The sequence below is a fragment of the Streptomyces sp. NPDC030893 genome (assembly GCF_055571535.1).
In genome coordinates this window covers 120,993-141,976 of the sequence record NZ_JBVIFC010000016.1, presented here as the reverse complement: position 1 = coordinate 141,976, position 20,984 = coordinate 120,993, and the positions used below count along the sequence as shown (strand labels likewise).

The 20,984-nt window shown below is 72.3% G+C and carries 19 protein-coding genes and 2 pseudogenes; 10 read left to right on the top strand and 11 right to left on the bottom strand.

The genetic code is table 11. The annotated features are described in order from the left end of the window. Positions 1-182: 182 nt before the first annotated feature. The 6 genes and pseudogenes from ACZ434_RS26705 to ACZ434_RS26680 form a co-directional block, all read right to left on the bottom strand. Positions 183-549 (bottom strand): annotated as a pseudogene (locus ACZ434_RS26705) (CHAD domain-containing protein); the annotation flags it as partial. Next, positions 530-2,896: an RNA degradosome polyphosphate kinase gene (locus tag ACZ434_RS26700; RefSeq protein ID WP_468460123.1), complete on the bottom strand. Its 2,367-nt coding sequence runs from the start codon at positions 2,894-2,896 to the stop codon at positions 530-532. The gene ACZ434_RS26700 and the pseudogene ACZ434_RS26705, both read right to left, overlap by 20 nt. Positions 2,897-3,067: 171 nt before the next feature. Then, positions 3,068-3,937 carry an ABC transporter permease gene (locus ACZ434_RS26695; RefSeq protein ID WP_468460122.1) on the bottom strand — a complete coding sequence of 290 codons (870 nt, stop codon included), beginning with the start codon at positions 3,935-3,937 and terminating at the stop codon, positions 3,068-3,070. Then, entirely contained in the window at positions 3,934-4,980 is a 1,047-nt protein-coding gene (locus tag ACZ434_RS26690; protein ID WP_468460120.1) for an ABC transporter permease, read from the bottom strand. Before ACZ434_RS26690 ends, ACZ434_RS26695 begins: the two co-directional genes overlap by 4 nt. Then, the gene (locus ACZ434_RS26685; RefSeq protein ID WP_468460118.1) at positions 4,977-5,870 is read right to left on the bottom strand and encodes an ABC transporter ATP-binding protein; all 894 of its coding nucleotides are present in this window, start codon (positions 5,868-5,870) and stop codon (positions 4,977-4,979) included. The genes ACZ434_RS26690 and ACZ434_RS26685 overlap by 4 nt, the downstream gene beginning before the upstream one ends. After that, positions 5,867-6,292 carry a GntR family transcriptional regulator gene (locus tag ACZ434_RS26680; protein WP_468460116.1) on the bottom strand — a complete coding sequence of 142 codons (426 nt, stop codon included), beginning with the start codon at positions 6,290-6,292 and terminating at the stop codon, positions 5,867-5,869. The genes ACZ434_RS26685 and ACZ434_RS26680 overlap by 4 nt, the downstream gene beginning before the upstream one ends. 111 nt (positions 6,293-6,403) lie before the next feature. Here ACZ434_RS26680 and ACZ434_RS26675 point away from each other — a divergent pair, with 111 nt between their 5' ends. The 5 genes from ACZ434_RS26675 to ACZ434_RS26655 are packed head-to-tail and all read left to right on the top strand — an operon-like array spanning position 6,404 to position 10,941. Then, positions 6,404-6,955 (top strand): RNA polymerase sigma factor, encoded by a 552-nt coding sequence (locus ACZ434_RS26675; RefSeq protein ID WP_468460114.1) that lies wholly within the window; start codon positions 6,404-6,406, stop codon positions 6,953-6,955. Beyond that, positions 6,952-7,812 (top strand): cupin domain-containing protein, encoded by an 861-nt coding sequence (locus tag ACZ434_RS26670; RefSeq protein ID WP_468460112.1) that lies wholly within the window; start codon positions 6,952-6,954, stop codon positions 7,810-7,812. Before ACZ434_RS26675 ends, ACZ434_RS26670 begins: the two co-directional genes overlap by 4 nt. Positions 7,813-7,868: 56 nt before the next feature. Continuing rightward, positions 7,869-8,729, top strand: a complete 861-nt coding sequence (locus ACZ434_RS26665) for an ABC transporter ATP-binding protein (protein ID WP_468460110.1) — start codon at positions 7,869-7,871, stop codon at positions 8,727-8,729. Beyond that, positions 8,726-10,249 (top strand): ABC transporter permease, encoded by a 1,524-nt coding sequence (locus tag ACZ434_RS26660; RefSeq protein WP_468460108.1) that lies wholly within the window; start codon positions 8,726-8,728, stop codon positions 10,247-10,249. Before ACZ434_RS26665 ends, ACZ434_RS26660 begins: the two co-directional genes overlap by 4 nt. Continuing rightward, positions 10,240-10,941 (top strand): ABC transporter, encoded by a 702-nt coding sequence (locus ACZ434_RS26655; protein ID WP_468460106.1) that lies wholly within the window; start codon positions 10,240-10,242, stop codon positions 10,939-10,941. The genes ACZ434_RS26660 and ACZ434_RS26655 overlap by 10 nt, the downstream gene beginning before the upstream one ends. Here the strand turns inward: ACZ434_RS26655 and mshD are convergent. Continuing rightward, positions 10,901-11,878, bottom strand: a complete 978-nt coding sequence (mshD, locus tag ACZ434_RS26650) for a mycothiol synthase (protein WP_468460104.1) — start codon at positions 11,876-11,878, stop codon at positions 10,901-10,903. The genes ACZ434_RS26655 and mshD overlap by 41 nt on opposite strands. Before the next feature lie 159 nt (positions 11,879-12,037). Between mshD and ACZ434_RS26645 the strand changes: the two genes are divergently transcribed. Further along, positions 12,038-13,876, top strand: coding sequence for a bifunctional metallophosphatase/5'-nucleotidase (locus ACZ434_RS26645; RefSeq protein ID WP_468460102.1), 1,839 nt, complete (start codon positions 12,038-12,040; stop codon positions 13,874-13,876). A 77-nt stretch (positions 13,877-13,953) separates the two neighbouring features. Here the strand turns inward: ACZ434_RS26645 and ACZ434_RS26640 are convergent. The 4 genes and pseudogenes from ACZ434_RS26640 to ACZ434_RS26625 form a co-directional block, all read right to left on the bottom strand. Next, positions 13,954-14,123: pseudogene (locus ACZ434_RS26640) on the bottom strand (DUF1737 domain-containing protein); the annotation flags it as partial. A 34-nt stretch (positions 14,124-14,157) separates the two neighbouring features. Beyond that, a complete protein-coding gene (locus ACZ434_RS26635; protein ID WP_468460100.1) occupies positions 14,158-14,550 on the bottom strand; it encodes a DNA-binding protein in 393 nt (130 codons plus the stop codon). Continuing rightward, positions 14,550-14,801, bottom strand: coding sequence for a hypothetical protein (locus tag ACZ434_RS26630; protein WP_468460098.1), 252 nt, complete (start codon positions 14,799-14,801; stop codon positions 14,550-14,552). Before ACZ434_RS26630 ends, ACZ434_RS26635 begins: the two co-directional genes overlap by 1 nt. Positions 14,802-14,879: 78 nt before the next feature. Further along, a complete protein-coding gene (locus tag ACZ434_RS26625) occupies positions 14,880-15,434 on the bottom strand; it encodes a DUF7691 family protein (RefSeq protein ID WP_468460096.1) in 555 nt (184 codons plus the stop codon). A 304-nt stretch (positions 15,435-15,738) separates the two neighbouring features. Between ACZ434_RS26625 and ACZ434_RS26620 the strand changes: the two genes are divergently transcribed. From ACZ434_RS26620 to ACZ434_RS26605, 4 genes are read left to right on the top strand one after another with little or no spacing between them, the layout of a single operon-like run. Then, positions 15,739-16,131 carry a DUF6507 family protein gene (locus ACZ434_RS26620; RefSeq protein WP_468460094.1) on the top strand — a complete coding sequence of 131 codons (393 nt, stop codon included), beginning with the start codon at positions 15,739-15,741 and terminating at the stop codon, positions 16,129-16,131. Beyond that, positions 16,128-18,557: a hypothetical protein gene (locus ACZ434_RS26615; protein ID WP_468460092.1), complete on the top strand. Its 2,430-nt coding sequence runs from the start codon at positions 16,128-16,130 to the stop codon at positions 18,555-18,557. Before ACZ434_RS26620 ends, ACZ434_RS26615 begins: the two co-directional genes overlap by 4 nt. Positions 18,558-18,571: 14 nt before the next feature. After that, positions 18,572-19,438 carry an immunity 49 family protein gene (locus ACZ434_RS26610; RefSeq protein WP_468460090.1) on the top strand — a complete coding sequence of 289 codons (867 nt, stop codon included), beginning with the start codon at positions 18,572-18,574 and terminating at the stop codon, positions 19,436-19,438. A gap of 34 nt (positions 19,439-19,472) precedes the next feature. Then, complete coding sequence (locus ACZ434_RS26605) at positions 19,473-20,882, top strand: DUF6177 family protein (RefSeq protein ID WP_468460088.1); 1,410 nt, start codon at positions 19,473-19,475, stop codon at positions 20,880-20,882. Positions 20,883-20,984 lie beyond the last annotated feature (102 nt).

The following is a 20,984-nucleotide window of genomic DNA, read 5'->3' as shown; positions in this document are numbered from 1 at the left end:
GCCGGGGTGGGTGGTCCCGTCCGGGGTGCGGGGGCTCGCGGGGCCGGTGTGGGCGGACGCGTCCGGGGTGTGGGTGTTCGTGGGGCCGGGGTGGGTGGTCCCGTCCGGGGTGTGGGTGTTCGCGGGCGGCCCGGTGCGGGTGCCCGCGTTCGGGGTGTCTGGTGGGGGTGGTGTGGTGGTGTTCTGGGAGGGGAGGGTCGGGGCTCCTGACAGGCGGTGGAGGGCCAGCAGGAGTTGGTTCAGGCGGGCGGTGTGGGCGTGCTCCTGGGCCAGGGTGCCGGAGACCCAGGCCAGTTCGGGGCGGAGCGCCTCGGACCAGCCGGGGTCCAGGGCCGGCTGGAAGGTGTGGAGGCTGGCGCTGATACGGCGGGCGGCGCGGCGCAGCGCGCGGGCCGCCTCGACGGAGTCCTCCGACGCGGCCGCGCCCGCCCCGGTCTCCCGGTGCAGACGCAGCGCGCGGAGGAACTCGGTCGCCTGCGCCCGCAGATAGCCGGCCAGGACGTCCACCGGAACGGGACCGGCGATCGGATCATGGTGTCGCTGTGCCACGCCGGCGCCTCCGGGCGTCAATGAGCATCTCCTGGATGTTGCGCAGGGGCTGGCCGTCCGCGTCCGTCGCGTGCCGGGTCCACTCGCCGTCCGGGCCGAGGTGCCAGGACGCCGTGGTGTCGGACATGCCGGTCTCCAGCAGCCGGTTCAGCGCCGCCCGGTGGGCGGGGTCGGTGACCCGTACCAGCGCCTCTATCCGGCGGTCGAGGTTGCGGTGCATCATGTCCGCGCTGCCTATCCACACCTCGGGCTCCCCGCCGTTGCCGAAGGCGAAGACGCGGGAGTGTTCGAGGAAGCGGCCGAGGACGGACCGTACCCGGATGTTCTCCGACAGGCCCTCCACGCCGGGCCGCACCGCGCAGATGCCGCGCACCCACACGTCCACCGGGACGCCCGCCTGCGACGCCCGGTAGCAGGCGTCGATGACGGCCTCGTCGACCATCGAGTTGACCTTGATGCGGACGTACGCGGGCCGCCCGGCACGGTGGTGCTGGGCCTCCTTGTCGATCCGCGAGACCAGGCCGTCCCGCAGGGACTTGGGGGCGACCAGCAGACGGCGGTAGGTCTCCCGGCGGGAGTAGCCGGAGAGACGGTTGAACAGGTCGGAGAGGTCCGCGCCGACCTGCGGGTCGGCGGTGAGCACGCCGAGGTCCTCGTACAGCCGGGCCGTCTTCGGGTGGTAGTTGCCGGTGCCGACGTGGCTGTAACGCCGTAGCGTCTCGCCCTCCTGACGGACCACCAGGGACAGCTTGCAGTGGGTCTTCAGGCCGACCAGGCCGTAGACCACGTGGCAGCCGGACTCCTCCAGCTTGCGCGCCCACTTGATGTTGGCGTGCTCGTCGAAGCGGGCCTTGATCTCGACGAGGACGAGGACCTGCTTGCCGGACTCGGCGGCGTCGATGAGCGCGTCGACTATGGGGGAGTCGCCGGACGTCCGGTAGAGGGTCTGCTTGATGGCGAGCACGTCCGGGTCGGCCGCCGCCTGCTCCAGGAACGCCTGCACGGAGGTGGAGAAGGAGTCGTAGGGGTGGTGCAGCAGCACGTCCCGGCTGCGCAGCGCGGCGAAGATGTCCGGCGGGGACGCCGACTCCACCTCCGCCAGGTCGCGGTGCGTGCCCGCGACGAACTTCGGGTACTTCAGCTCCGGCCGGTCCAGGCTGTGGATGCGGAACAGACCGGTGAGGTCGAGGGGGCCCGGCAGCGGGTACACCTCCGCCTCGCCGACCTTCAGCTCGCGCACCAGCAGGTCCAGCACCTCCCGGTCGATGGACTCCTCCACCTCCAGGCGCACCGGCGGCCCGAAGCGGCGCCGCATGAGTTCCTTCTCCAGCGCCTGGAGCAGGTTCTCCGCGTCGTCCTCCTCGACCTCCAGGTCCTCGTTGCGGGTGAGCCGGAACGCGTGGTGCTCCAGCACCTCCATGCCCGGGAACAGCTCCTCCAGGTGGGCCGCGATGACGTCCTCGATGGGGACGTAGCGGCCGGGGGAGCTCTCCAGGAAGCGGGACAGCAGCGGCGGCACCTTCACCCGGGCGAAGTGCTTGTGGCCGGTGACCGGGTTGCGTACGACGACGGCCAGGTTCAGCGACAGACCCGAGATGTACGGGAAGGGGTGCGCCGGGTCGACCGCGAGGGGGGTGAGGACGGGGAAGATCTGGTGCCGGAAGAGCGTGAAGAGCCGGGCCTGCTCCTTCTCCGTCAGCTCGTTCCAGCGGACCAGGTGGATGCCCTCCTCCGCGAGCGCCGGGGCGACGTCCTCGTGGTAGCAGGCGGCGTGCCGGGCCATCAGCTCGCGGGAGCGGGCCCAGATCATCTCCAGTACCTCGCGCGGCTGGAGTCCGGAGGCGGAGCGGGTGGCGACCCCGGTGGCGATCCGGCGCTTCAGGCCGGCCACGCGGACCATGAAGAACTCGTCCAGGTTGCTGGCGAAGATCGCGAGGAAGTTCGCCCGCTCCAGCAGCGGGGTGGCGGGGTCCTCGGCGAGCTCCAGCACGCGCTCGTTGAAGGCGAGCCAGCTGCGTTCCCGGTCGAGGAAGCGGCCCTGGGGCAGCGGGGCGCCGTCCGTCTGCGCCTCCTCGTATCCGTCGAGGTCCGCGTCGATGTCGGGTTCCAGGTCGGAGACCACTCCGGCCACGGTGTGCGGGCGGTGGGCGGCGATGGAGCCCACGGAGGGCTGCGGGTGCTGTACCTGTGCCTGGGTGTTGGGCTGGCTCATGACCCCATTCTTCCGCGCCGGGGGCATCACGGGCGCGTCGGAAAAGGCGGGTGGGAGCGGTGGTGGCCCTGAGGCGTCCCCGTTCCCCCCGTTCACCCGTCGGGGCGGTGCGGGCTCTGGCACGGCGGGATGCATTGGCCGAGCGTCGCAAGCCTGTCTGAATCAGCGGTTACGGAGACATGACGTACGGGATAGCGCGGGGCGGCCCACAGGGTCCGGTCGTACGGCGTCCCCCGCGCCCGTCCCCCGCCCCGCGTCCGCCCCGCGCCCGTCCCGCGTGAGGGCGGCGCCGTACGGCCGGATCCGTCAGCCCGTGCGGCGGCGCAGCACCGCGAACGCGGCGGCCGTGGCGGCGACGGCGACCGCCAGCACGATGCCGGTCTCCACCAGGTGCAGCGGCCAGAAGTGGGAGGCCGGGTGGTACGTCGCGTAGTGCCCGCCGGCGGCGGTACGGCCCCACTCCACCTGCCAGACGTTGCCCGGCAGCTCGAACCGCTCCGGCCCGGTGCGGGTCACGGCCGGCCACAGGGACGCGCGGACCTGCCCGAGGACGGCGTTGAGCAGCCACATCGCGGCCACCGACACGGCGAGCGCGGGCAGCGCGCGGTGCAGCAGCAGCGCTGTGAGCGTGCCGGCCGCGAGGGCGCACAGCGCGTACGCCACCGTCGCCGGACCGCGTGCCACGAACACCTCGGCGGCGGCCCAGTCGTGGCCCATGAGGTCCCGGTGGGCGGCCCAGCCCCAGCGGAACGCCAGGACCAGCACCGTGCCGCCGGCGACGAGTGCCACGGCCGGCACGGCGAGCTTGGCGGTCAGCCAGCGGACGGGGGTGACCCCCTGCGTCCAGGCCAGCCGCGCGGTACCGGACTCCAGCTCGCGCCCGATCAGCGCACCCCCGGCGAACGCGGCGACGGCGAGGAATCCGTAGCCGGTGAGGAAGCCGACGTAGCCGGTCGGCTCGCTGTAGCGGAGGGCCTCGATGACGTCCACGCAGCTCCACGCGTTCGAGCACGCGGCCTCCGCCGCCCGCACCTCCTCCACGGTGATCCCGTTCAGCCACGCCTGCCAGCAGACCAGGACCGCGACGAACCCGCCCCAGACCAGCAGGGCCGTACGGTGCACCCGCAGCACCGTGCGGGGCAGCCGCGCCCGTGCCGCCGTACCCGTACCGCTCATCCGGCGGCCTTCCCCGCGGCCTTCCCGGCGGCCGCACCGGTGCGGCGGCGCAGCAGCCGGAAGGCGGCGACGGCCAGCAGCACGGCGACGGCGAGCACGACGGCGGAGGCGACCAGCTGGAGCGGCCAGTAGTGCGCGGCGGGGTGGAGGTCGCGGTAGAAGCTGACGGCGTCCATGTCGGACAGGGTCGCCTCGCACCCGGGCATCATGGTGGTGTAGCAGGGGAGGGGCAGCCGGTCGCCGGCGGCGGTCAGCACGCCCTCGCCGACCACGATGCCGTGCCCCTCCGGGCCGTACTGCAGACCGCTGGTCCTGGTGACCGCGGGCCACAGGTACGGCAGGGCGGTGTGGACGGCCGCCCACAGCGCGCCGACCGCGACCGCGGCGGTGGCGAGCGCGGCCAGGGAGCGGCGCAGCAGCAGACCCGCGAGGACGCCCGCGGCCAGTCCGGCCAGGGCGAGGGCCACCGGGAGGGGGCCGTTGGCGTAGAAGGTGGGGTAGTCGTCCCACGACTTGGCGGTCTCGACGCTGTCCTCGGCCATGACCCAGGCCAGGCGGTGCAGCACGGCGAGCAGCCCGGTCGACGCGAGGGTCAGTACGGCCGGGAAGGCGAGCCGGGCGGCCAGCCAGCGGGCCGGGGAGACACCCTGGGTCCAGGCGAGGCGGGCCGTGCCGGACTCCATCTCGCGGCCGGTGAGCGCGCCGCCGGCCCACGCGGCGATCAGGAACGGCAGGGCCAGCACGGCGTAGGTCGTGTAGTTGTACACCTCCTTGTAGCGGACGATCGACTCCTGGTCGTAGGAGCAGCGCGGGCTGGAGGAACAGGCGTTGTACTCCTTCCAGGCCGCCGCGGAGGCGTCGGTGAGCGGGCCGCCGAGCCACAGCAGCCCCGCGCCGGTCAGCAGCACGAGGGCCGCACCGGCGAGGAGGGCCGGGCGGTGCAGCCGCACCAGCCAGCGCAGCTGGCGGGGCGCGGGGGCGGGGCGGCCGGTGGTGGGGGCGGCCGGCGCGGTGGCCGCGGTGGTGGTCGGGGTGGTGCTCACGCGGCGGCCTCCGTGGTGTCGGGCGCCGGGGCCGCCGGGGAGGGGGCGCCGGGGTTGCGCAGGTAGGACAGGACGAGCTCCTCCAGGGACGGCGCGCCGGCGCGCCAGTCGCCGGGCAGCGGTCCGGCCGGGCGGAGCAGCGCGCTGAGCTGGCGGCCGGTGGTGCGGGACTCCACGACCTGGTGCGGGGCCAGCTCGCTCTCCGCCGGGGCGGAGACCCGGGTGTGGGCGGCCAGCAGGTCGTCGATCTCACCGGCGAGCCGGACCCGGCCGCCGCCGATCAGCAGCAGGTGGTCGCAGGAGTCCTCCAGCTCGGCGACGACGTGCGAGGACATCACGATCGTCGTGCCGTGCGCGGCGGCCTGCCCCATCAGCACGCCCATCAGCTCGTGCCGGGCCAGCGGGTCGAGGTCGGCCATCGGCTCGTCCAGGAGCAGCAGTTCGGGCCGCTTGCCGAGGGCGAGGGCGAGCGCCACGCGGGTGCGCTGGCCGCCGGAGAGCGCGCGGACCCGCTTGCCCGGGTCCAGGTCGCCGCCGGCCACGATCCGCCCGGCGGTGTCCGCGTCCCAGCGGCCGGGGTTCAGGTCGGCGCCCATGCGCAGTGTCTCGGCGACGGTGAGCTGCGGGTACAGCGGCTTGTCCTGGTCGACGAAGGCCACCCGGGGGCGGGCGGTCGCCGGGTCCGTGCCGAGGACGGTGGCGGTGCCCTCGGTGGGGGCGAGCAGCCCGGCGGTGATCGCGAGCAGCGTCGACTTGCCCGCGCCGTTGGGGCCGACGACGGCGCAGACGCGGCCGGCGGGCAGCCGGAAGGAACAGTCGCGCAGCGCCCAGGCGGTGCGCCGGCCGAAGCGCTTGCCGAGCGCGTCCGCCTCGATGGCCGGGACGGTCATGACGGGTCTCCCTGAGGGGTCTTCGGGTGTGCGGTGCCCGGCGTTCGTGCCGGGTAGTGCGTGTCGAGTACGGCGGTGAACAGCGCGGCCACGTCCTCGCGCTCCAGGCCGCTGTCGCGGGCCCGGGCGGCCCACTCCTCCAGTTCCGCGCGCAGCGGGGAGTCGGCCGGGGCGGCGCCCAGGGAGCGCCGTACGAAGGTGCCGAGGCCGCGCCGGGCCTCCACCAGGCCCTCGCGTTCCAGCTCGCGGTAGGCCTTCAGCACGGTGTTGGGGTTGACGGCGGTCGCTTCGACCACCTCGCGGGCCGTGGGCAGCTTGTCGCCGGGGGCCAGCATGCCCAGGCGCAGGGCCTGTTTGGTCTGCTGCACGATCTGGACGTAGGTGGCCACGCCGCTGTGCCGGTCGATGCGGTAGTGGACCACTCCACAACCACCCTTTCACTAATTGAGTAGTGAAAGGGTGGTGCAAGGGGCGTGCGAAAGTCAACCCCCGATCGTGTGAACCGATCGGCGGGGCCCGTCCGATGAGGAGACGTGAGCGAAACGAGAAGCGACGGGGAGCTGCTGAGCGCCGTCGCGGCGGACGGCGACCGGCGCGCCTTCGAGGAGCTGTACCGGCGGTACGCGCCGTGGCTGACCGCCCGGATGCGCGGCCGGTGCGCCGACGCGGGCATCGTCGACGACGTCGTACAGGAGACCTTCCTCGCGGTGTGGCGCGGCACGGCCCGGTACCGGCGGGAGGCCGAGGGCGCGGACGCGGCCGGATGGCTGTGGCGCATCGCCTCGCGCCGCCTGGTCGACGCCCTGCGCGGCGCCGGCGCGCGCGGCCGGCTGCGCCAGGCGCTGGCGCGGCTGCGCCACCGCGACGAGGTGTCGGCGGAGGAACGCGTGCTCGCGGGGGTGGAGCACGGGGACCTGGCCGGCGCCCTGGTCCGGCTCTCGCCGGAACTGCGCGCGGTGCTCCAGGCCACGGTCGTCGACGGGCTGACCACCCGGGAGGCCGCCGTCCTGCTCGGCATTCCGCCGGGCACGGTCAAGACGCGGGCGATGCGCGCCCGCAGGCAACTCAGGGAGGCGCTGGCATGACGCACACCACGACGGGCTGGCACGTCCCCGAGGACGACCTGCGGGCCTACGCCCGGGGCGAGCTGGAGCCGCCCGCGCTCTGGTCCGCCGACACCCACCTCACGGCCTGCGCCCACTGCCGGTCCCTGCTCGCCGCGGCCTGCGACCCCGTCGCCCTCGACACCGGCTGGGACCGCCTCGACGCCGAACTCGACGCGCCCCGCCCGGGGTTGGTGGAGTCACTGCTGGTGCGGCTCGGCATCGCCGACCACACCGCACGGCTGCTCGCCGCCACGCCGGCGCTGCGCCGCTCCTGGCTCGGCGCGGTGGCCGCCGTGCTCCTGCTCACCGTCGCCGTCGCCGCAGGGCAGGACACCACCGGCTCCGCCGGCCCCACCCTCTTCCTCGCCCTCGCACCACTGCTGCCGCTCGCCGGGGTCGCCCTGTCGTACGGGCCCGGCGTGGACCCCACGTACGAGATGGCCCTCGTCGCCCCGGTGCACGGCTTCCGGCTGCTGATGATCCGCACGGTCGCGGTGCTCGGCGCGGGGCTCGGCCTCAACGGGCTCGCCACCCTCGCCCTGCCCGGGTACGGACTGCGCGCCCTGACCTGGCTGCTGCCCGCCCTCGCCCTCACCGCGACCGCCCTCGCGCTCACCGCACGGCTGGGCCCGGTGCTCGCCCCGTCGCTCGTCGGCGGCGGCTGGGTCGCGCTGCTGCTCACGGCGGAGGCGGCCCGCGCCGACGGCGCGGACGGCACGCTCGCCCCGTTCACCGCGGCCGGCCAGGGCGTGTCCGCGGCGGTCGCCGCGCTCGCCGCCGGCCTCCTCGTCCTGCTCCGCGACCGCTTCGACACCAGCCGGCGCGGCGCCGTCTGACCACCGTCGCGCCGCCCCGGCACCGACCGACCTCCCCGATCCGTACGGAGTTCCGCATGACCCCCACCGTCTCCGCCTCCGGGCTGAGCCTGCACTTCGGGCGCACCCGCGCCCTCGACGACGTCTCGCTCGCGCTGTCCCCCGGCGTCACCGGGCTGCTCGGGCCCAACGGCGCGGGGAAGACCACGCTGCTGCGGGTGCTCGCCACCGCCGTACCGGCCGACCGGGGCGCCTTCACCGTGCTCGGCCACGACCCCGCCACCTCGCGCGGCCGGCAGGAGGTCCGGCGCCACCTCGGCTACCTGCCGCAGACCCCCGGCTTCCACCCCGACTTCACCGCCTTCGAGTTCGTCGACTACGTGGCGATCCTCAAGGAACTCACCGACCGCGCCGCCCGCCACGGCGAGGTGCGCCGCGTGCTCGACGAGGTCGGTCTCGGCGACGTACGCGGCAAGCGCATCAAGAAGCTGTCCGGCGGGATGCGGCAGCGGGTGGCGCTGGCGGCCGCGCTCGTCGGCGACCCCGAGTTCGTCGTCCTCGACGAACCCACCGTCGGACTCGACCCCGAACAGCGCATGCGGTTCCGCGAGTTGATCGCCCGCGCCGGAGAGGGCCGTACCGTGCTGCTGTCCACGCACCAGACCGAGGACGTGGCGATGCTCTGCCACCGCGTGGTGGTCCTCGCCGACGGCGCCGTCCGCTTCGACGGCACCCCCGCCGAGCTCACCGCACGGGCCGCGGGCCGGGTGTGGAGCAGCACCGGGCGGGACGCGGGCGCGCGGGCCGGATGGCGCACGGGCACGGGCACCTTCCGCAACGTGGGCGACCCGCCGCCCGGCGCCGACCTGCTCGAACCCACCCTGGAGGACGGCTACCTGCTCACCCTCGACGACGCGGGCACGGCGGTGACGGCATGACCACGACGACGACCGAACGGCCCTCCCCGGCCGAGGTGACGACCGGACCGCGCGCCTCCTGGGCGGCCGTGCTCGCCCTGGCCGCCTTCGAGAGCCGCCGGCTGCTGCTGCGGATCCCCGTCCTCGTGGCCTTCGCGGTCTACCTCGCCTGGACGGTGTGGCGCACCCACGACTCGTACGACGGACACCCCGCGCTCCAGGACGTCGACCGGGCCACCCAGGGCGGGCCGCTGCTCGTCGGCCTCGCGGTGCTGCTCGGCGCCCACCAGGCCGTGCTGCGCTCCCGCCGGCACGACACCGACCGGCACCTGACCGTGCTGGTGGTCCAGCCGTGGCGCCGTACGGCCGCGCACCTGCTGTCCGTGGTGCCGGCGGCGCTGCTCGTCGCGGTCTGCGTGGGCGGCCAGTTCACCTGGGAGGCGCTCAAGCCGGGCGCCGTGGGCCACGGTTCGCCGGGCGAACTCCTCGTCGGACCGCTGTCCGTGCTGCTGTTCGGCGCGTTCGGGGTGCTGCTGGCCCGGGTGCTGGCCGCGCCCCTCGCGGCCCCGCTGCTGATCGTCCTGATGCTCCTGTTCTTCATGCTCGGCTCCGGGCCCTCCGGCCAGGGCCGGACGCGGTGGCTGATGCCCTCGGTCGGCGAGAACAGTTTCGCCACTCTCCCCTCCGACCTGATCGGCCGCCCCGCCGCCTGGCACGCCCTCTACCTGGCGGGCCTCGCCCTGAGCGCGGCCCTGCTGGCGGTGCTGTTCTCCGGGGGCGCGCGGCTGCGCACCGTTCGGGCGGGCGCCGCCGTGGCGGTGGCGCTGACGCTGGCCGGCGCGGTGGGCCAGTCGGGGGGCGTGCCGGAGGAGATCACCGAGGCGCGCGAGCAGGCCACCCTCGCCCCGGAGAAGACCCAGAAGTGCGCCGAACGGGACGGCACCACGTACTGCGCCTTCCCCGAATGGGGGCCGCGCACCGGGGACTGGGCGGAGATCGTGGACGACGTGCGCGCCCTCGCGGGAGGTGACGCCGGGAACCGCCCGCTGACCGTACGGCAGCGCGTCGAGGCGCGCTACGGCCTGGACGGCGACGCGGCACTCACCCCGTCCGCCCGGCCGGGCGAGGTGACCGTCGGCACCTCCTGGGGCGGCAACCGGGTGCCCGAGTTCGCCGTCGCCGTCGCCGGGGTCCTGGTCACGGGCGAGGAGGAGACGGCGGGCGCGATGTGCGACGGCCGGATCGTCACCGTGATGTGGACGGCGCTCGCCGGCCGGCCCGACCCGGTGGCGGACCTGCGGCGGGTGCGGCTGGACGACAGCGACACCGGGTCGGCGATCGTCATCTCCCGGACGGAGCCGCTGCACATGACCACCGCCCACACGGAACTGCTGCGCGAGCTGCTGGAGCTGCCCCGCGACGAGGCCGCCGCCAAGGTGCGGGCCGGCTGGGCCGAGCTGACCGCCCCGAAGGTGACCACACAGCGGGTGGCGCAGGTGCTGGGGCTCGACGCGCCGGAGGGGGAGGACGCGTGCCTGTGAACGGCGGACCGGCGGCGACGGTGCTGGTGCGGGAGCTGACCCGGCCGGTCCTGCGGACCCTGCCCTGGCGGATGATCGCGGCCGGCGGCGGCCTCGGGCTGCTGCTCGCCGCGGTACCGAGGCTGACGGGCGAGGACGCGAACGGCTGGTCGGCGCTGACCGCGCTGCGGGCGGCCGCCCTCGCCTTCGCCCTCGGCGCGGCCTTCCTGCTGGACGACCCGGCCCGGCACACCACCGCCGCCGTCCCCGCCCGGCGCGCCCTCCGTCACGGACTGCGGCTCGCCCTCCTCGCGCCGGTCGCCGCCGGGTGGTGGACCGCCGCCCTGCTCCTGGTCCCGCAGCCGGTACGCCCCCCGGCCGCCGACGTCACCGTCGAGGCGGCGACGGTCCTGGTCCTCGCCCTGACCGGGGCCGCGCTCACCGTCCACCGCGGGGACGGCGCCCGGCCGGGGCAGGCGGTCGCCGGGTTCCTGCTGGCCACCGCGATCCTGGCGCCGCTGCTGAGCACCGGGGACTGGGAGCTGTTCGTAACGCCGGACGACGAGCGGTGGGCGGCGGCCCACGACCGCTGGGCGGTACTGCTGTGCGCGCTCCTGGCGGCGGGCGCGCTCTGCCTCACGGAGCCGGTACGGCGCTACGCGCCGCGCCGGTTCACGTCTCCGTCCGGTACATCAGATCCGTCTCGTGCGTGACGAAGCCCAGCCGCTCGTAGACGGACACCGCGGCCTTGTTGTCGGCGTCGACGTACAGCATGGCCGTGGGCAGCCCCTTGTCCGCCAGGTACCGCAGCCCGATCGTGGTGAGGGACTTGCCGAGGCCGCCGCCCTGGGCATCGGGGCTCACCCCGAGGACGTACACCTCGCCGAGTCCCTCCGCCGCGTGCACCTTGGTCCAGTGGAAGCCGACGAGCCGGCCGCCCCCGTCACCGTCCGCGTCACCGGCCGCGTCCGCGTCACCGGCCCCGTCACCGCGTTCGGCGAGGAAGAACCCCTCGGGGTCGAACCAGGGTTCGGCCTTGCGGTCGTCCAGGTCGCGCTGGGTGAGCGAGCCCTGCTCGGGGTGGTGGGCGAACGCGGCGGCGTTCACCGCGAGCCAGGCGGCGTCGTCCCGGCCGGGCACGAACGTACGGACCCGCACGCCCTCCGGCAGCACCGGATCCGGCAGGTCCAGCCCGGCCAACGGCCGCCGCATCTGCCGCAGTTCCCGGAACAGCGTCAGACCGAGCACCTGGGCCAGATGCCGGGCGGCGGAATGGCCGCCGTGCGCCCACACCCGCAGCCGCTTGCCGGAGGCGGCGAGCAGCGCGGTCCCGAGGGCCCGCCCGTGCCCGTGGCCCCGGTGGGAGGGATGCACGACCAGTTCGGCGGCCGGCGGCTCCACCGGATCGGTGTCCTCCAACTGGGCGTACCCGACGAGTTCGTCGTCGACGGACAGCAGCAGGTGCGACACCCCCTCCCGCTCCCCGCCGCGCAGTTGCAGCCGCCCCTGCTCGGACACCGCCTGCTGACCGTCGGCCCGGGCGGCCTCCGCGAGCAGGGCGAGCACCGCCTCCGTCCGCTCGGCGGAGAGCGCGGCGTACGTCTGGAGCGAGCGGGAGCGGCCGGGCCGGAGGAAGTCGTCGCTGGTCATGCCTACGAGGGTAAGGGGACCGCGCGGACGGGGGCCCGCGAAACGGACGGCAACGGCGCCGGCGAAAGATAAACCAGGTCGTAACCCTGAATACCCTGTCGTGCTACGCGCGTTGACTCTAGGCTGCGCCGGTACCCACTCGGACCCACAGGGGGGCGTATGCCAGCCACATCCCCGGCGCACCACCCGCGCCGCAGACGCCGTACGAACCGTCTTCTCGCGACCGCCGCCGGTGTGCTCACCGCCGGCGCGCTGGCCGCCGCCGCCCTGCCCGGGTCGGCGACCGCCGGCGAGAACCGCGCGGACCACGGGAACAAGGGCAAGCCGCACGGCCACCACCACGGCCGCTACCAGGACGTGCAGCTCCTGTCCTTCAACGACCTGCACGGCAACCTGGAACCCCCGACGGGCTCCTCCGGCCGGGTCACCGAACTCCAGCACGACGGCACGACGAAGACCATCGACGCGGGCGGTGTGGAGTACCTCGCCACCCACCTGCGCGAGGCCCGCGAGGGCAACCGCTACTCCATCACCGCAGCCGGCGGCGACATGGTCGGCGCGTCCCCCCTCATCTCGGGCCTCTTCCACGACGAGCCCACCATCGAGGCGCTGAACAGGCTCGACCTGGACGTCACCTCGGTCGGCAACCACGAGTTCGACGAGGGCGCCGCCGAGCTGGCCCGCCTCCAGAACGGCGGCTGCCACCCGGTCGACGGCTGCTACACGGACAAGAAGTTCAAGGGCGCCGACTTCCCGTACCTGGCGGCGAACGTCCTGAACGAGAAGACGAGGAAGCCCCTCCTCAAGCCGTACTGGGTGTGGAAGAAGAAGGGCGTCAAGGTCGGCTTCATCGGCGTGACGCTGGAGGGCACCCCGGACATCGTCTCTGCCGAGGGCGTGAAGGGCCTCGCCTTCGAGGACGAGGTCGAGACGATCAACAAGTACGCCAAGGAGCTGCGCCGCAAGGGCGTGAAGTCCATCGTGGCGCTCATCCACGAGGGCGGCTTCCCGGCCTCGTCCTCCTACAACTACGACTGCGACTCCCCGGGCGCCGGCGACGGCATCTCCGGCCCGATCGCGGACATCGCGAAGAACGTCACGCCGGACGTGGACGCGCTGGTCACCGGCCACACCCACGCGGCGTACGCCTGCACGATCCCCGACCCGGCGGGCAAGCCCCGCACGGTCACCTCGGCCGCGTCCTTCGGCCGCCTCTACACCGACACCACGCTGACGTACGACCGCTGGACGGGTGACATCGCCCGTACGGCCGTGAAGTCCGCGAACCACGTCGTCACCCGGGACGTCCCCAAGGCGCCCGACATGACCCGCCTGATCGACAAGTGGAACACCCTCGCCGCCCCCATCGGCAACCGCCCGATCGGCTACATCTCCGGCGACATCGTGCGCGAGGGCACGGAATCCCCCCTGGGCGACCTCATCGCCGACGCGCAACTCGCGTACGGCAGGACCCTGGACCCGGAGACCGACCTGGCCCTGATGAACCCCGGCGGCATCCGCGCGCCGCTCACCCACGCGGCCGGCGGCGCCGAGGGCGACGGCGTGGTCACCTTCGCCGAGGCCTTCACGGTCCAGCCCTTCGCCAACACGGTCAACCTCCAGGACTTCACCGGCGCCCAGCTGATCCAGGCTCTGAAGGAGCAGGTCAGCGGCCCGAACGAGGCGGCCCCGAAGATCCTCCAGATCTCCTCCGGCCTGACCTACACCCTGGACCTGACGAAGACCGGTGCGGACCGCGTGATCACCGACTCGATCAGGCTCGACGGCTCCGCCATCGACCCGGCCGCCACCTACCGCGTCGCGACGAACAGCTTCCTCGCGGGCGGCGGCGACGGCTTCCCGACCCTCGGCCAGGGCACGAACGACCTGGTCGGCGAGGACGACCTGACGGCCCTGGAGCAGTACCTGACGGCCAACACCTCCCCCACCACCCCGCTCGCCCCACCGGCGGCGGACCGCATCACGATCGTGCAGTAACGACGACCACGCCCGGGGCCGGTACGAGACGCACCACCACCACGTACCGGCCCCCGGACGTTCCCCCGCCAACCGACCCACAGCACAGCCTGCGCGACGATCACCGCTCACCGTCGAAGGTGACGGCAGGCCCTTCATGCAGCTGATACCCCAACTCCAGCGCCTCGCTCACCCGGCGACAGAACGCCGCGTCGTCGGGACCGGTCAGTACGCGGTAGACGGGCAGCCCGTCGGGTGGTGTCGACATGGGGCCACCGTGCCACATGGGTCACTTGAGCGGGTCATACCTTGAGCACTTCCACGGCGGGACCACACAGGAGCTTCAGGTCGTCGGGGTCGGACGTCAGGAGGGTGACAGGCTGCGGCGCCGTGCGGGCGATGGCGGCAAGGGCGGCGTCGATGGCGTACTTGTGGCCGTGGAGGCGGTGCGCGCGCAGCAGAGTCGCGGCGTGGTCCGTGACCGCCTTGGTGACGTCGTGTACGTCCACCCGGGAGAGGACCCACTTGATGCGGGCGGGGTGGACGCGCTCGTAATCGGCCTCGAGCGTGGTCATGGCGCTGGTGGCCACACGGACGCTCTCCTCCACGGCGGCCTGCACGAAGGCCACGACGGCACGATCCTTGAGGTAGAGCTTCGAGAGGCCCTCGCTGTCGAGCAGAAGCGTTCCGGGCATCAGGCAGCGGCCCCGCCGGACGTTCGGTGGTCGTGGCGCAGCAGGGCGCGGGCGGCCTCGATCTCCTCGCGGGTGAGCTCGTCGTGCTCGGTCTGGAAGTCGGTGACGATCTCCCGCAGTCTGTCCATGGCGACCCGGTGCTCCAGAGCCTCGGCGACGTAGGCCGAGAAGCCACCGGGGCCGACATGGGCGCGCACCGTCTCGGCCAGGTCCTCGGGGAGACTGATCGAGTACTTCTTGCTACCGCTCATGCACCTCATCCTACCTTTGGTAGCACCCCGTGGTAGAGGTGAAGGCACTGAGTCTCCGTCGTCGGAAGTTGCCGCCGGTCAGAAGCGGAAGCCGATGACGCCGAAGCCCGGCTGTGCCTGCGCCTGGCGCATCCATCCGATGCACTGCATGACCGCGTCCACGACGTCGGGCTCGAGGGGCGGCGGGGCCTGTCGCGACTCGTCGACGGCCCGCTTGGTTGCCTCGAACTGCTCGAGTGCCTCCGTTATGCGTTCCGGCGCCCACTCACCACAGTCCACGACGTAGGTGGACGGCAGCGGAGCCGGAAGGCGGCCGAAGCCGAAGTCCTCGACGGACACGGCGGTGATCCCCAGGGCCTTCATCCCCTGGCCGACGACCGACAGCCAGTCGCCCCGGTGGGGCGTGAAAGAGTCGTTGGCCAGGAACGACCCGGTGAGCGAGCACAGCCGCTGGTACGCGTACGCGTACTGGAAGGCATGCTCACTGTCCGCGCTGAAGGGCCCACCGTGGACTACCGCGTGCAGTGCCTCGTACGCGGTGGGCGCACCCTCCTGGATGCTGGCTCGGAACTGGTCGTCCGCGTGCTCCAGTTGCCGCTCAGTGATGAACTCATGCGCCGAATCTAAAGCCACTCACTGACATCACCACGCCGCCGGTCTGCCGGACGCGGTGTCGTGGTGGGCGTGCTTTGCGTCAACTCCCCTTCCTCGCATTGCGTTTGCAATAGAGCGGGCGACAGGATGTTCGAGTGCGCGAGAGGCGCAAGTGACGTACGGGGGGCGGGGCGATGATTCGACATGGGGTCGGCTGCACTTTGACGCGGCGCTTTCGTTCAATGATCAACTTTGCTGTCCTCAAGGGGGAAGTATTCATGGGGCGGAACCTGGACCGGCGCTCGTGCGACGCCGGGGTCTCGGTCGAGGCGGGGGCTGATACGTGACGGGGTGGAACATATCGCCGTCCGGCGTCGAGTTCGTGACCTCGCTGGTCAAGGACGCGATGGAGGACGTGGCCAAGGACGTCAAGGCGTACGGCACGGATGTGGTGAGCGCGGCAGCGTCTGCCGGGACCATCAGCGGGCCGTACTGCGGTGCCGTTCCCACCGGCCCTGTCGGTGCGGCGCTGGAGCTGTTCGTGGAGCGGACCGCCGGTGACGTGCTGTTCCTCGGGGCGCGGGCGGCCAAGTCGGTGAACGGTGCCCGAGAGGCGACGGCTGCCTACGTGTTCGGTGACGAGGAGATGGCCGCGCGTGCGCAGCGTGGGGCTCTGGCGGCGCCGGAGATCGACCTGCCGGGCGAGGGCAAGGGCGAGGGGGATGGCCGGAAGTGATCAGCCCGGGGGGAATACCGCAGTTCACGGGCGACTTCGACGAGCTGGACAAGGACGTCTCCGCGCTGCGCAGTGACGCCATCGGCATCCGCAACGGCGGTGCGGACGTGCACTCGCGCTTCCAGATGCTGGGGGCGTTCTACACCGCGCCCGAGGCGGAGGCGCTGTTCGCCACGACCCGGCCGGTGATGGACAAGGCCGATGACTTCGCCGGGAAGCTCGAGACCGTGGCCGACGCGCTGGACACGTTCTCCATCGAGGCGCGTCCGCTGGCCGAGCGCCTGAAGCAGCTCAAGGCGGACGCCGTCGCATTCACGGACAGTGTCGAGGGCGATGACGACTGGACCGAGGACGAGAAGAAGGTCGACCGCAACAAGCAGCTCATCGACGACGTGTCCGCCACGCAGTTCGCCTTCCAGGACGCGGAGCGCCGTGCGGCGGGAAAGATCTCCGCGGTGGTGGGCGGGCCCCGGTTCGTGACGGACGACGGCAGCGGTCTCGTCGAGCGGGGCACGGTCCCGTACGGGTATGACCCCGCCCTGTTCGAGGACGCGAAGGAGCTGCCCTGGGGCAGTGTGGACGACAAGACCTACGAGGCGTGGAGCTGGAGCTGGTTCGGGCACGGGGCCAAGAGTCTGGTCTGGGACGGCATCTACAAGGACGGCATCGAGGCCGCCGCCAAGGGGCTGTGGGCGCTGGGCACCGGGGACGGTGAGGCGTGGAGCGGCCTGAAGGACGTCGTCACCGGCATCGGCCTCTACACCATGACCCCGTACGACGCCTTCATGGACTGGGTGGCGGGCCCGGACGAGGAGAGCGAGGACGAGGTCCGGGCGAAGCAGGCGGCCAAGGAGTTCGCCAAGGGGGTCGTCGCCTGGGACCAGTGGGAGGAGAACCCGGCGCGTGCCGCCGGGACCGTCCTGTTCAACGTCCTCACGCTGGGCGCCGGGCCGCTGGCTGCCGCGTCCAGGGCGGGCAGGGGAGGCCTGGCCTCGAACGCCGCCGGCGCCGCCTCCAAGGCCGGGCTCTACATGGACCCCCTGTACGTGGGCCTCAGAGCCACGGGCGCGGCAGCCGGCAAACTGCCGAAGCTGTCCGACCTGACGTCGAGGATCACCGCGGGCACGGGCGCTGCGGCGGACGCCCAACGCGTCCACAGCGTCATCGAACTGGAGGACGGTTCCAGAGTCGTCGTCGAGAACGGCGAGTTCATTCCTTACGACAGGCACGGTCACGCCGTCGGTGACGTACCAAGGGCGGAACACTCCGTCGAGACCGGGGGTACGCCGGGGCGAGTGCGGGAACCCGCGGGAGTTGGCGGCAGAGCGTCACAGCAGGAGTCCACGCATACAGGCGGCGGATCCACTGGAACAACAGCCGATACCGGTAGCAGCGTTCGACGCAGCGCGCACGTACCGTCATCTCGCCAAGGAACAGGCGATGTCAACGGGGCCGGTGGCGGCCATGAGCCGTCGAGACCTGCCGAGAGGGCAAGCGATTCAGACGGCAATTCCGGGGAAACGAATCCCGCCGGAGACCGGGAACTCACCGTTGCGGAACGAAAGCGCATCCAGGACGAGCACGTTTGGAAGGCCAACAACGACCCTGCTTGGCGCGAAGAACACTATGACGCTCTCAACCGACGCAGGGAAGCCGAAAGGATCGTTGATGGTGTCGAGTTGCCTCTCCTTGCCAGGGACGCGAACGGAAAGCTGGTGTCCAAGCACGACTTGCCGAGTGGGCCATCTGAAGTTAAGTGGGGGGCAAAAAATCTTGGGACGGACACGGTCCCCGACGGAAATCTTCCTGACCTCGACGCCGCGGCGGCGAACCGCCGGGCATCGGTGAACCTGGCCAACGCGGAAAATGCTTTCGGCGAGACACCTTCGGCCACCACGCAGGGGGCCCTTAAGAAGGCGCAGGAGGCTTACGCCGCGCGGCTCGGCAATGTGCCCAATAATAGTAAGATATCCGAGGAACTCGGCGAGAAGGCTGCCAGGCTGCACGTCATTCCGCGGGAGTTCCCGACGGCTGTCAGAATGGAGCTCCCGAAGACACCCAATGGCGCCAACATGTTCGACGATGTGTACGAACTCGGCGACGACGGCCACTATCTCATCGTCGAAGAAAAGGCGCCGGCAGGGAAACTCGATTGGCGTCGTGGCCGTGCTGACCCGGAGGACCTGGCCAACCCGCATATCGGCGACGATGGTGGGGCCCAGGGGTTGAGGGTCAAGCAGGGCACTAAGGTGTACATACGCACGATTCTTGCTGAGATGTCGCTACGTGGTGGACGAGACGCTGACATTGCGAAGGTTCTCCGCGCTGCTTTGACGCAAGGGAAACTGCAGTATGTCCTGGTCAAGGCGAACGACAACCCAGGCTCCTCCTACACTGGTGCCGTGCTGGAACACCTGAAGATCTAGTAAGAGGAGGGCACGTGCCCCCACGCATTCCTCGTCATGAATTCCGCACGAACAACGCGGCCGAAGCCATGGCGCCCATTATCGACAGCGCCAGGGAAATGCTCGACGAGATCGAGACGTCGGCGGACTACCGGTACGACGCTCAGATGCTCACGCTGGCTGTCGCGAAGTGGCGCTGCCTGACAGACCCCGAGGCGGGGATGTTCCCGACGTGGGAGGCGTGGGTCACGGCCATGCAAGTGGGGTCCGCGCTGTTCGCCGCAGGCACGGCGGCGGAAGGGCCGGTCGCCTGCCGGATAGGGAGCATGGGGGAGGTGAAGCACCTTCCGGTGACCGGACCTCAGGACTATCTGCACGCGGGTAATTGGCTCACCGCCTTCTACCTGGCGGCCATCTGCAGAGAGAATGACCGTGCGAACCAGTTGGCTCAAGTTCCTGTCTCGTTTCTCCGCGCGTCCGGCGCGGAGTTCGACGAATACATCTATGCCTGGGTGGAGACCCTGCAGAACGCCTGGTTCGGTCGGCGGGAAATGTGGGACACCCTGGTCACTGCTGTTAACGGAACCGACCCCGAGATCCCACGGATCGCCAGCAAAGAGCTGATGCTGAAGATCCTCTATCCGCCCCTTGAACTCTTCCACCGCTACCAGCGCCAGGACGCCGAACAGTTCAATGGAGCACTCGTCGACGCCATCACCTGGCACAAAGAATACTGGGCCGCCGACGAGGCGCGTTCGCTGAGCGGCGAAGGTCTGGTCGCCCTCGGCCCACTCGCCATCGCCTGCATGGCTTATGACGCAGATATGCCGATCGAGGTCGAGTCCGAGTACTTGCCCAAACATCTGCTGAGGCGTTCATGGGTCGGAGAGTTCGACACGTGATCCACGTGCTCCGTGAGACAGGCGGCCGAAAGCCGTGACCAAGGACGTCATCGCCCTCACCCCGAGGATGCCCGACCTGCCCACCCTGCTCGCGGGCCTGTACGCGGGCGGTCCCGACCTGGGTGTGAACTCCCTGGCCGACGGGGCGGTCGTACAGCTCTGTGCGCCCGACGGGCGGCCCCTGGTGTCCGTGGAGGCGCCGGTGCTGGTCCAGGTCCCCGGGGAGACCGCCCGCCTGCTCGGCGGTGAGGGCGCCGGGCGCGACGGTCCGGTGTGGTGGACGGAGGCACGCGCCTCCACCGCCGTCGCCGAGGCCGGGCGGATCGCGGGTTCCTTCGCGGGGCGACTGGTCACCGTACTCGGCGGGGCCGTCTGGCCGCCCGGAGCCGCTGCCACCGAGGTGGTGCCGCTGACCACGGACTTCTCCGCCGTCCCGGTCCCCGCCACCGCGACGCCCGCCGTCGACGTGCTCACCCCGAGCACCGCCGTGGTGATCCAGGAACGCCCCCTCGTCGCCATGACCAGCTGGCTGTCCGACGCCCTGCGCGCCGCCGCCGAGCACGACCGTGCCGTGCAGATCGTCACCCCGCCCGGCGCCCGGCTCACCCTCGTCACCCGCACCGCCCTGCGCGGCCTGCCCAACCGCTGGGTCGTCCAGGACCCGCAGGACGGTTACTACGACGGCTTGTCCGGCGCGGTACTCCACTGGAAGGGCGGCACCTTCACCCCCGTACGCGACGAAGAAGGAGCCGCCCGCCTCGCCGGGGCCTTCGCGGCCGGCACCGCAACCGGCGGGCGCCAGTTGTCGCTCACACTCCGGACCCGGCATCCGGCGGACGCGGACCTGGTGCTCGGGCACGCCCTGGAGACGGCCTGTACGCGGCTGGCCGGCGGGCCCCCGGCCGGGTGGAGCACGGCCGAGCCGGTCAATCTGCCCTGGTCCACCCGCCAGGTGACGGACCTGGCCCGCTCCCGGGCGCCCCGGCCCACCTGGCTGATCGCCGTGGGGCACCCGGACCGGCCCCTGCTCGCCACCGTGCGCGTGACGCGCACCCCGGCGGGAGTCGAGGAGGACATCGCCCTCACCCTCGGATATGCCGCCGACGAGCCCCCGCCGCTGGACGCCGTGGAGGCGCTCGCCGCCGAACTCGACGCCGAGCACGGGCTCGTCACCCTGCTCACGGCACTCCGCCCGGGGCGCCGCGACCTGACCGTACCCGCCCACGCGGAACCGCCGCCGATGCCCGTCGCCTTCACCGTGGGCCATGCGGATGCCGACCGGATCGGCCGTCCACCGGCCATGGTCCCCGAGCCCGTGCGGCTCGGTCCCGGTGGCCGGGGTGCTCTGCACTACCGGTTGGGGGAAGGCGGGGCGGCGTGGGAGCAACTGCGGGACCTGACCGGCATGGTGCGGCCACCGGAGGGCGGCTCGGGCGGCCGGTGACCTTCTGCGAGGACGGCAGGCCGGCGCTCAGCCGCGGGCGTCACAGCGCGAGCAGACCCGCGGCCGTCACCCGGAAGCCGGAGGCGTGAAGGGCGTCGAGGG

Bases quoted from the DNA above. Each gene is read 5' to 3' on its own strand.
- ACZ434_RS26700 (WP_468460123.1), bottom strand. From the start codon at position 2,896: ATGCATCCCGCCGTGCCAGAGCCCGCACCGCCCCGACGGGTGAACGGG.
- ACZ434_RS26695 (WP_468460122.1), bottom strand. From the start codon at position 3,937: ATGAGCGGTACGGGTACGGCGGCACGGGCGCGGCTGCCCCGCACGGTG.
- ACZ434_RS26685 (WP_468460118.1), bottom strand. From the start codon at position 5,870: ATGACCGTCCCGGCCATCGAGGCGGACGCGCTCGGCAAGCGCTTCGGC.
- ACZ434_RS26670 (WP_468460112.1), top strand. From the start codon at position 6,952: ATGACGCACACCACGACGGGCTGGCACGTCCCCGAGGACGACCTGCGG.
- ACZ434_RS26665 (WP_468460110.1), top strand. From the start codon at position 7,869: ATGACCCCCACCGTCTCCGCCTCCGGGCTGAGCCTGCACTTCGGGCGC.
- ACZ434_RS26660 (WP_468460108.1), top strand. From the start codon at position 8,726: ATGACCACGACGACGACCGAACGGCCCTCCCCGGCCGAGGTGACGACC.
- mshD (WP_468460104.1), bottom strand. From the start codon at position 11,878: ATGACCAGCGACGACTTCCTCCGGCCCGGCCGCTCCCGCTCGCTCCAG.
- ACZ434_RS26645 (WP_468460102.1), top strand. From the start codon at position 12,038: ATGCCAGCCACATCCCCGGCGCACCACCCGCGCCGCAGACGCCGTACG.
- ACZ434_RS26635 (WP_468460100.1), bottom strand. From the start codon at position 14,550: ATGCCCGGAACGCTTCTGCTCGACAGCGAGGGCCTCTCGAAGCTCTAC.
- ACZ434_RS26630 (WP_468460098.1), bottom strand. From the start codon at position 14,801: ATGAGCGGTAGCAAGAAGTACTCGATCAGTCTCCCCGAGGACCTGGCC.